General features: G+C 74.3%; 6 protein-coding genes. 4 read left to right on the forward strand and 2 right to left on the reverse strand.

What is annotated here, in order from left to right; all coding sequences use genetic code 11:
* A complete protein-coding gene (locus tag ETD85_RS37310; protein ID WP_138694539.1) occupies positions 1-3,807 on the reverse strand; it encodes an nSTAND1 domain-containing NTPase in 3,807 nt (1,268 codons plus the stop codon).
* Positions 3,808-4,078: 271 nt separating this feature from the next.
* On the opposite strand from ETD85_RS37310, the gene ETD85_RS37315 reads away from it, so the two are divergent.
* Genes ETD85_RS37315 through ETD85_RS37330 form a run of 4 tightly spaced genes read left to right on the forward strand, consistent with a single transcriptional unit; the run spans position 4,079 to position 8,724 of the window.
* A complete protein-coding gene (locus ETD85_RS37315) occupies positions 4,079-7,027 on the forward strand; it encodes an AfsR/SARP family transcriptional regulator (RefSeq protein ID WP_170247048.1) in 2,949 nt (982 codons plus the stop codon).
* Entirely contained in the window at positions 7,020-7,745 is a 726-nt protein-coding gene (locus ETD85_RS37320) for a class I SAM-dependent methyltransferase (RefSeq protein WP_138694541.1), read from the forward strand. Before ETD85_RS37315 ends, ETD85_RS37320 begins: the two co-directional genes overlap by 8 nt.
* 38 nt (positions 7,746-7,783) lie before the next feature.
* Positions 7,784-8,347, forward strand: a complete 564-nt coding sequence (locus ETD85_RS37325) for a MarR family winged helix-turn-helix transcriptional regulator (RefSeq protein ID WP_206059110.1) — start codon at positions 7,784-7,786, stop codon at positions 8,345-8,347.
* On the forward strand, positions 8,344-8,724 hold the full coding sequence (locus ETD85_RS37330) for a hypothetical protein (RefSeq protein WP_138694542.1): 381 nt from the start codon (positions 8,344-8,346) through the stop codon (positions 8,722-8,724). The genes ETD85_RS37325 and ETD85_RS37330 overlap by 4 nt, the downstream gene beginning before the upstream one ends.
* An 8-nt stretch (positions 8,725-8,732) precedes the next feature.
* Here ETD85_RS37330 and ETD85_RS37335 read toward each other — a convergent pair.
* Positions 8,733-9,686 (reverse strand): SGNH/GDSL hydrolase family protein (locus tag ETD85_RS37335; protein ID WP_138694543.1); only part of this gene is annotated, 954 nt, incomplete at its 5' end.

Here is a 9,686-nt window from a genome sequence, read left to right on the forward strand (position 1 = left end):
CTACGACTCGCCGGTCCGGCACAGGGCCCGGTAAGGCAGTTGCGGTACGTAGGTCCGCCACTGCTCGGGGCTCAGCCCGCCACCCGCCCTCGCGCACACCGCCGCCTCCGCCGCGTCCGGCCCGAGATCGAACGTGCGCAGCCCGGTATGCCGGCCCGCGCTGTACAGCGTCCGGCCGTCCCGGCCGAAGGCCAGCGCCAGGACGGCGTCCCCGGGCGTGGGCAGCGGCAGGCCGATGGGGGTGCTGGACTCGGTGTCCCACAGGTGCAGCAGGCCGGTGTAGTCGCCCACCGCCAGCGTGCGCCCGTCGGGGGAGAAGGCCAGCGCGGAGACGAACCGCAACGGGGTCAGGTGGCTGATCGAGCCCTTGTCGGTGGCCAGCACGCCCAGCCGCCGGCGGACGGCCCCGTCCCACAGGACCGTGCTTCCGGAGAGATCGCCCGCCGCCAGCCGCGTACCGTCCCCGCTGAACGCCAGCGCGCTCGTCTTGCCCGGGCCCGGCCCGCTCCTGCCGGTGGACAGGCTGACGACCTGGCCCTCGGAGTTGACCAGCAGGTCGCCACCGGGACGCAGGACCACCTCGCCGGCGGGGGTGTCCGGGATGGTGCTGGTCACGGTCCGCGTGCGCAGATCCCAGACTCGGGTGCTGCCCGCCACCGGCATCGCGACGAGCAGCAGCGACGTGTCGCCAGGACCGAACGCCACGGCGCTCATGGCTCTGTCGCCATCGCCGGGCACGACGACGGCGTCCGTCTGGCGGCGGCGGGTGACGTCCCAGATCGACAGCCGCTGCGGCAGGCTCTGCACGTGGCTCTCGCCTGCGCCGTAGACGAGTGATCTCCCGTCGGAGCTGAACGCCATGAGGGCTTCGCACGTGTGGAACATCGGCTCGGTGGAGGGGCGGCAGCTCGCGTCGAGGTCGTCGGAGTGGCCCGCGCGGGTGTCCCGCACGCGGAAGCGGACGCGGGTCGCCCCCTTCGCGTACGCGGTGACCAGGGTGGCCCCACCGGGGGAGAACGCGGCGGAGCCGGCGGCCTGGTCCTGCCATTCCGCGGTGGTGACCGGGCCCAGGCGGAGGGTGCGTACCGTGGCTCCCCAGTCGCCGTCGGGGCCCGCGAGGTACCGGATCCAGCCGGCGGCCGGGTCGATCCGCAGGTCGCTCGCGGTCTCGCCGGCGAGCGGGGCCCAGAAGACCGGCGACTCCGGGTGGCTGACGCGCCACAGCAGGATGTCGGCGCCGTCGGTCGCCACCACGAATCGCCCGTCCGCGCTGAACGCGAGATCCCGCAACCGGGGGTACTCCACCGTCGCGGTCTTCTTCCCGCTCCGGACGTCCCAGAAGCGGACCTGGGTGGGAGAGATGACCGCGACGTGCCGCCCGTCGGGCGTGAAGCGCACCCGCTCGTTGATGCACTGCTCGGTGGTGACGTCCGGCGCCCACGGCGTGCTGATCCGGCGGCCCGCCGCGACGTCCCAGATCTGCAGGGCCGCGCCGGGGACGCAGAGCGCGAGGAGCCGGTCGTCCGGGCTGGCCGTCGCGTCGGGCAGCTCCGGGTCCGTATAGGCCCGCTTGTCCCGGTCGTAGCGCAGCGACGCCGACCCGGAGGCCCACGGCCACCGCGTGATGCCGGCGGGCCGGGGCTTGCGCGGGGTGCGCACGTCCAGCAGCAGCCGTCGGTCGTCCGTGCTCCACAGCCTGACCCGGTACGCGGAGCCCGTCATGCCGTATCCGGCGACGCTCCTGCCGCTCGTTCCCGCCTCGAACCCCGCGGGGGCGGTGCCCAGGACGTCGGTGCCCCTGACGCCGGTGGCGAGATCCCACAACGTGATCTTCCCGCCCTTCTCGAACAGCGGCACCTTGCCGGCGTCCCCCCTCCTGACTCCCGCGTCGAGCAGGGCCGCGCCCAGCCCGGGCCGCGTCAGCGTCCTGGCGTGGGTGTCGAGGTCCCAGGAGGTCACCTGCCCCGCCCCGATGCTGATCAGAGTGGTCCCGTCGGCGCTCAGGCCCGTCATGGCGTCCGGGCCGGCGTCCGGGACGGTGAAGGAGTCCTGCGCCTTCTGCGCCATGGCTCCCAGCAGGGCCGAGCGGGTCTCCGGGAGGTCGGCCACGTGCCGGGCGGCGAGGCTGAGCCGCATCGCGGTGACCGGGTCGGACGCGCGCAGGCTCTCGGCTACTCCGGCGAGGCGGCGCGCCTCGGTCTCTCGCCGCTGCGCGTCGTTGGCCTGGTTCTGCTGCCAGGCGACGAGCGCCGCCATCAGTGTGCACACGAGCAGCGCCGAGGTCCCCACGGTACGCAGCCCGCGCCGGCGGCGGTCGCGATCGCGTACGCGCAGGCCGGCGGCGAGGAACTCGCGCTCCAGCGGCGACAGATCCGCCTGCCGCGCGGGCGAGGCGAACTGCTCCTGGGCGGTGGAGAGCCGGACGCCGCGATAGAGGGCGCCGGGGTCGCGGCGCAGCTCGTGCCAGGACGCGGCCGCCTCGGAGAGCCGGCGCAGCTCCCGTAGCGCCTCGCGGTCCTCCTCGATCCACGACTGCAGCCGGGGCCAGGCGGTGAGCAGCGCCTCGTGCGCGAGCTCGGCCGTGTCCTCGTGAATGGTGACCAGCCGCGCACGCACCAGCCGCTCCAGCACCCGCTCGGCGTCGTCCTCCCCCTCGCCCGTGAGGAGCTCGGGGCGGGGCACGGGGCGGCGGGTGTCCTGGGCGCCCTGGCCCGGGTTCACCATCCGCAGCAGGAGGCGGCGCATCACCTGCCGCAGCGGGGGCGGGAGGTCGTCGTACAGGTCCTCGGCGGTGCGGGCGATGGCGCCGTGGAGCCCGCCCGCCGACTCGTACGCGTGCAGCGTGAGCGCGCGCCCATGCCGCCGCCGCCAGGTCTCCAGCAGCACGTGGGACATGAGCGGCAGCCCGCCGGGCTCGTCGGCGACGTCGTGGACGAGCCGGGCCGTCAGGGTACGTTCCACGGTCAGGCCCCGGGCGGCGGCCGGCTTGACGATCGCCTCGCGGAGCTCTGCCGGGCTCATCGGGCCCGTCAGCAAGGTGGTGTCCCTGACCACCCCGGTGAGATCCGGATATCGGGCGAAATGGCGGAGGAAGTCAGCCCGGACGGCGATGACCACCCGCGACCCCGGCCGAGCCCGGCCGGCGGTCAGCAGCGCGTCGATGAACCCGGCACGCTCCGCCGGATCGGCGCACAGCGTGAAGACCTCCTCGAACTGGTCCGCGATCACCACTCTGTCGCCGCCGTCCCCGGCGCGCAGCAGTCCCGCGTGCGTGCGCAGCGGATGCGGGCCGGGGGAGAGCACCCGGATCGCCGTCCCGCCGGCCGCGCGCAGGCGCGGGATCAGCCCGGCGCGCAGCAGCGACGACTTCCCGCTCCCCGACGGCCCGGTCAGCAGCACGAAAAGGTGGTCGCGCACCAGCTCGGCCAGCCGCTCCACCAGCGCGTCGCGACCGAAGAACCGGTCACGGTCGCCCGGCTCGAACCGGGTCAGCCCGAGGTAGGGGGCCTCCCCGCCGTCGTCGAGCGCGGCGGCCTGCTCGCTCGCCTCCCTGGCCGCCTCCTGCCAGCGTTCGCGCCACTCTTCCGGGTCGCCGCCGCAGGCCTGGACGTAGGCCAGGGCGACCGGCAGCGACGGCAGCCGATCCCCGGCGGCGGCCTGGGCGAGGGTCGCGGCGGAATAGTGCACGCGCGCGGCCATGGCCCGGTAGGTGAGCCCGCCCGCGTCCTGCCGTAACTTGCGCAGCTCGCCGGCGAAGCGGGGGACGGGTCCTTCGGCGGGGTCCAGCGGCCGTTCGCGACGTCCCATCGTCTCCCTCGGGGGCATCGGCTATTCGATCACCTCAAGCTACGCATCCGATGGACGGCCCGACAAACAGGTCAGCAGGGGTTTCCGGCGGCCTGGGGTTTGTCTGGCGTGATGAAAAGGGTCTTCCAGACAATTGATGAGCTGCCCAGACTGGTCGGATGACATCGGCGCGACAGCACGTGGCGCCGGCCGGCGACGCGTGCGTGGTGAACGGCATCGAGCAGGCGATTCCGGCCGGGCGGGGGCCCATATGACAGCGCAGGAAACCCATATGGCAGCGCAGGAGACGCGGTTCCGCATTCTCGGGCCGCTGGAGGTGACGGTCGGCGGGCGCGGGATCACCCTGGGCGGGCCCAGGGCGCAGGGGGTGCTCGCCGCCCTGCTCCTGGCGGAGGGCCAGATCGTGGGCGCGGAGCGGCTCATGGACCAGGTGTGGGGGGACAGCCCGCCGGCCTCGGGGCGGAGCCAGGTGACGATCGCGGTGTCCTCGTTGCGCAAGGCGCTGCGTACGGCGGGCGCCGATCCCGGGCTCATCGAGACGGTGGCGCCCGGATATCGGGTGCGGGCCCCGTACCTCGACGCGCGGCAGGCGGAGCGGAACGTCGGCCTGGCGCGCGGGGAGTCGCCCGAGCGGGCCGCCACGCTGCTGCGCGAGACGCTGGAGCTGTGGCGCGGCCAGGTGCTGCCGGGCATGGACAATCCGTCGTTGCGCACGGCCGCCGACCGGTGGGAGGAGCTGCGCCTGACCGTGCTGGAGGACTGGGCGGCGGCGGAGCTGGAGCTCGGCCGCCATCGGGACCTGGTGGGCGAGCTCGGCGTGCTGGTGGCGGAGCATCCGCTGCGCGAGCGGGCCAGGGGGCAGCTCATGCTGGCGCTGCACCGGTCGGGGCGCCAGGCCGAGGCGCTGGGGATCTACGAGCGCGGTCGCGAGATCCTGGTCCGCGAGCTGGGGCTGGAGCCGGGATCGGAGCTGCGGGAGACGCACGCCAGGATCCTGCGCGACGCGCCCGCCGGGGACGAGCCGGCCGGGGTCGCGCGCGGCGCGTCCGCCGGGCGCGCCGCGTCACCCGCCGGTCGGGCCGGAACGGGAGAACGGCCCGCCCAGCTGCCGCCGGCGGCGTCGGCGTTCACCGGGCGGCGAGGCGAGCTCGCACAGCTCGGCACGCTGCTCGACCGGGAGGACGGCGACCGCACGCTGCCGATCTGCGTGGTGTACGGGGTGGCGGGCGTCGGCAAGACCGGGCTGGCCGTGTCGTGGGCTCATCGCGTGGCCGGTCGCTTCCCCGACGGCCAGCTCTTCGCCAACCTGCGCGGCCATGACGAGAACGCGCCGCCGCTGCGGCCGGAGGCGGTGCTGGCCAGGTTCCTGCGCGCGCTCGGCGTGCCGGGCGAGCGGATCCCGGCCGGGATCGAGGAGCGCATGGCGCTGTTCCGCAGCCTGCTCGAAGGCCGGCGGGTGCTGGTCGTGCTGGACAACGCCGCCTCGGCCGCCCAGGTGCGCCCGCTGCTGCCCGGCTCGGCGTCCTGCTGCGTCATCGTGACCTCCCGCGCCCCGCTGGGCGGCCTCATCGCCCAGAACGGCGCGAGCTGCGTCGGCCTGGACGTGCTCAGCCCCGAGGAGGCCGAGGAGCTGCTGGCGCGCATGGTGGGCGCCGAGCGGATCGCGCGCGAGCGGCCTGCCGCCCGCAGGCTCGGGGAGCTGTGCGACCGGATGCCGCTCGCCCTGCGCATCGCGGCGGGCAAGCTGATGTCCAGGAGCACGTGGACGGTGGCGAGCCTGGCCAACCGCCTGGAGAGCGAGCGAAGCCGCCTGGACGAGCTGCGCCAGGACGACCTGGAGGTGCGCGGCAGCTTCGCGCTGAGCTACCGTGACCTGCCCCAGCCGGCCAGGCTCGCCTTCCGCCGGCTCGGGCTGCTCGACCTGCCCAGCGGGTTCGCCGCCTGGACGGTGGCCGCGCTCGCCGAGGTGCCGCTGCTGACGGCGGAGAAGCTGTGCGAGCAACTCGTGGACGCCCAGCTCGCCCAGCCGCTCGGCCAGGATCTGGCGGGTCAGCCGCGCTACGGGTTCCACGACCTGGTCCGGCTGTTCTCCAGGGAGCGGGCGTACGTGGAGGAGGAGCCCGATGCTCGGACCGCGGCGGTCACCAGGACGGCGAGCTGCCTGCTCACGCTGGTCGAGGAGGCCAGGCAGCGCGAAGGGCGCGGCCCCGGCGACGGGATCGTGCTGGGCGACACCCCGCGATGGCTGCCCCGCCCCATCGCCGTCGATCCGCTGCGGGACGATCACGTGGCCTGGGTGGAGTCGGAGCGCCACACCATCGTGGCCGCCACGGGCCTATGTGCCGCGCTCGGGTGCCCGGGGCCGGCCTGGGAGCTGGCCGCCACGGCGGTCTTCCTGTACGAGCGGCGTGCCCACTACGACGACTGGCGCGTCGCCGCGGAGACCGCGCTGCGGGCGTGCGAAGAGCACGGCGACCGGCTCGGCGTGGCCATGATGGAGCTGTGCCTCGGCGCGATGCACGTGCACCAGCGGAACGTGCGGGAGGGCATGCACCACCTCGATCGGGCGATCGAGAAGTTCGAGACCCTGGACCACGGCCAGGGCCTGGGGCTCGCCCTGCGCTACCAGGCCAGCCTGCTGGAGAACGTCGGCGAGTTCGGAGCCTGCCGCGCCAACCTCGACCGGGCCAGGCGCCTGCTCAGGACGGCCGGCGACCGGCTGGGACAGGCCACCGCGCTGATCACCATGAGCCACCTGGAGCAGCACGGCGACAACGCGGACGAGGCGCGGGCGGTGCTCCTGGAGGCCGCCGCGCTCCTGCTCCCCGCCAACCGCACCGGGCGGGCGATCGTGGCCAAGCGGCTGGCCGACGTCTGCCTCGCCCAGGACCGGATCGAGGAGGCCCGCGTCGCCTGCGAGCAGGCGCTCGGCCTGGTGAGGGAGATCGAGGATCCGGTCGGGGAGGCGTACGTGGCCTTCACGCTCGGCCAGTGCCACCAGCGCGCGGGAGACGCGGCGGAGGCGGAGTCGATGCTCGCGCACGCGCTCGACGGAGCCAGGAGGCTGAGCGATCCGCTGCTGGAAGGGCGGGTGCTCCTGTCCATGGGGCTGGCCGACGAGGCCGCCGAGATCTTCGCCGGCCTGGGCGCCCACGGCTGGCACGCCAGGGCCGTCGCCGAGCGCTCCCGCGAGGCGGCATATCGTGCCACGCATGGCTGACCAAATTTTCGAACATCCGCGGCTGGCCGCGATCTACGACCCGCTCGACCCGGACCGCAGCGACCTGGAGGTGTACGCCGCCGTCGCCGCCGAGCTCGGCGCGCGCAGCGTGCTGGACGTCGGGTGCGGCACGGGGACGTTCGCGCTGCTGCTGGCCGGGCGCGGCTTCGACGTGACCGGGGTGGACCCGGCCGATGCCTCGCTCGACGTGGCGCGGGCCAAGCCGGGGAGCGAGCGGGTGCGCTGGATCCACGGCGACGCGACGGGCCTGCCGCCGATGCGGGTGGACCTCGCGACCATGACCGCGAACGTCGCCCAGGCGATCGCCGAGCCGGCGGACTGGACGGGGACGCTGCGCGGGATCCATGACGCGTTGCGGCCGGGCGGGCACGTCGTGTTCGAGACCCGCGATCCGGCGAAGCGGGCCTGGCTGAGGTGGAATCGCGAGGAGACGTACAGGGTCGTGGAGGTCGAGGGTGCCGGGGCGGTCGAGACCTGGTGCGACCTGCTCGACGTCAGCGGGCCGCTGGTGACGTTCCGGGGCACGTGGGTGTTCGCGGCGGACGGGCAGGTGCTGACGTCGGACTCGACGCTGCGCTTCCGCGAGCGCGACGAGGTCGAGGCGGAGCTGGTCGCGAGCAGGTTCGCGGTACGCGAGGTCCGCGACGCGCCCGACCGGCCCGGTCTGGAGTTCGTCTTCCTCGCACAACGTTCGTAGGTGGTGAAATCTGGAAGGGTGTACTAATCTCGTAAAATATGATGAAGGACGTACATAATTTCCAGAGTGATCCCGACGGCACCCTTTACGACCCGCGGGTCAGGGCGGCCATGACCCGGTTCGTCGGCGAGGACGGCGGCGACCTGCTCGCCTTCGAGGCGAGCGCCGCCGTGCGCACCGCCCATCACGCCGTCGAGCGGATGCGTGCCCACGGCTCCGAGGGCAGAGGGGTCAGCGCGGGCGCGCTCGACCTGTTGCTCCGGCTCAGCGGCAGCGCGGAGGGGATCAGCATCGGCGAGCTCGCCAGGGCCGCCGGGGTCAGCTCCCGCAACGTCACCGGCCTGGTGGACACGCTGGAGAACGACGGGCTGGCGCGCCGGGCGCCGGATCCGGATGATCGGCGTTCGGTGCTGGCCGAGATCACCCCTGCCGGGCGGGCCTGGATCGAGGCGTTCCGCAAGCCGTCCCAGCTGGCCATGCGAGCGCTGTTCCAGGGGTTCAGCCCCGAGGAGCTGGTCGCGTTCCGTGACCTGTGCCTGCGGCTGGCCGGCAACCAGCGGCGCCTGGCCGAGCACCTCGCCCAGAACGGGCCGCGCCGATGACGGCGAGCGCCCGGGAGCGGACCCGGCGTACCGTGCGCGGCTACCACGAGGCGCGCTTCCGCGGCGAGGCGGCCGCGGCGGCGGCACATCTGGGAGAGCCGTTCCGGTTCCAGAGCCCGTTCATCGACTCGGACGACCGGGCGGGACACCTGGCGACGCTGCCGGGGTTCGTCTCGATCGTGACCGGCGTCGAGCTGATCAGCGAGCTGTACGGCGAGGCGGAGGCGACCCTCGTGTACGACGTGCACACCGCGACCCCCGCCGGTGTCCAGCGCACGGCCGAGCATTTCCGCCTGGCGGACGGCAAGATTGTCTCGATCCTGCTGGTGTTCGACTCCGCGCCCTGGCAGCCGATGAAGGCGCACATCGAGCCCTGACCGGGCGGCTACCGGCGCAGCAGCGCGGCCGGGACGGCGTCGGCGAGCGCCTGGTAGCCGGCCGGGTTGAAGTGCAGGTGGTCGCCCTCGTCGTACGCGGCGAGCAGCCGCCGCGGCTCGGCCGGGTCGCGGACGGCGTGGTCGAAGTCGATCACGGCGTCGAACCTGCCGCTGGTGCGGATCCACTCGTTGACCGCCTGGCGGGCGGCCTCCCGGTGCCCCTGAGGGTCGTCGTAGGGGTCGTTGCCGCCGAAGGGCGTGATCGTGGCGCCGTACACGAGCAGCTCCCTGGCGCGGGCCCGGACCACGATCTGCTCGTAGGCGGCGGTCAGGTCGTCGGCCACCTGCTTCTGCGCGGTGTGGGTGGCCTCGGCGGTGCCGAGGTCGTTCACGCCCTCGAAGACGATCAGCCACCGGACGCCGCTCAGCGCGAGCACGTCGCGGTCCAGCCGGGCCAGGGCGCCGGGGCCGAGGCCGTCGGCGAGCACCCGGTTGCCGCCCGCCCCCTGGTTGGCGACGGCGACCCCGTCGGTGCGCGGGTCGGTCCGCAGGCGGTCGAAGAGCCGGTCGGGCCAGCGGTCGTTCCCGTTGGTGGTGGAGCCCCTGCCGTCCGTCAGCGAGTCGCCCAGCAGGGCGAGCACGGCCGTGTCGCGCTCCGGCAGGACCTCGACGGCGCTGAGGAGGTACCAGTGGTCGACCGGGGTCGCGCCGGTCAGATCGGGTGCTTCGGCCTGGTTGCCCGGCGCCAGGTAGGAGGTGGTCCTGGAGCCGGGGTGCGAGGTGAGGGCGCCGGAGCGCTGGCCCTCCGCGAGGTGGACGGTGACGGTCAGGACGGAGCCGGGGGCCACGGGGAAGTCGAGCGGGTCGGAGACGTAGTGCGCCCCGACCGGCACCGTCACCGACGGCCGGCCGGCGAACGTCACGGGCCGGGCGCTGCCGGGCCGGATCGCGCTCACCCCGGC

Source organism: Nonomuraea zeae (assembly GCF_005889725.1).
Lineage (GTDB): Bacteria > Actinomycetota > Actinomycetes > Streptosporangiales > Streptosporangiaceae > Nonomuraea > Nonomuraea zeae.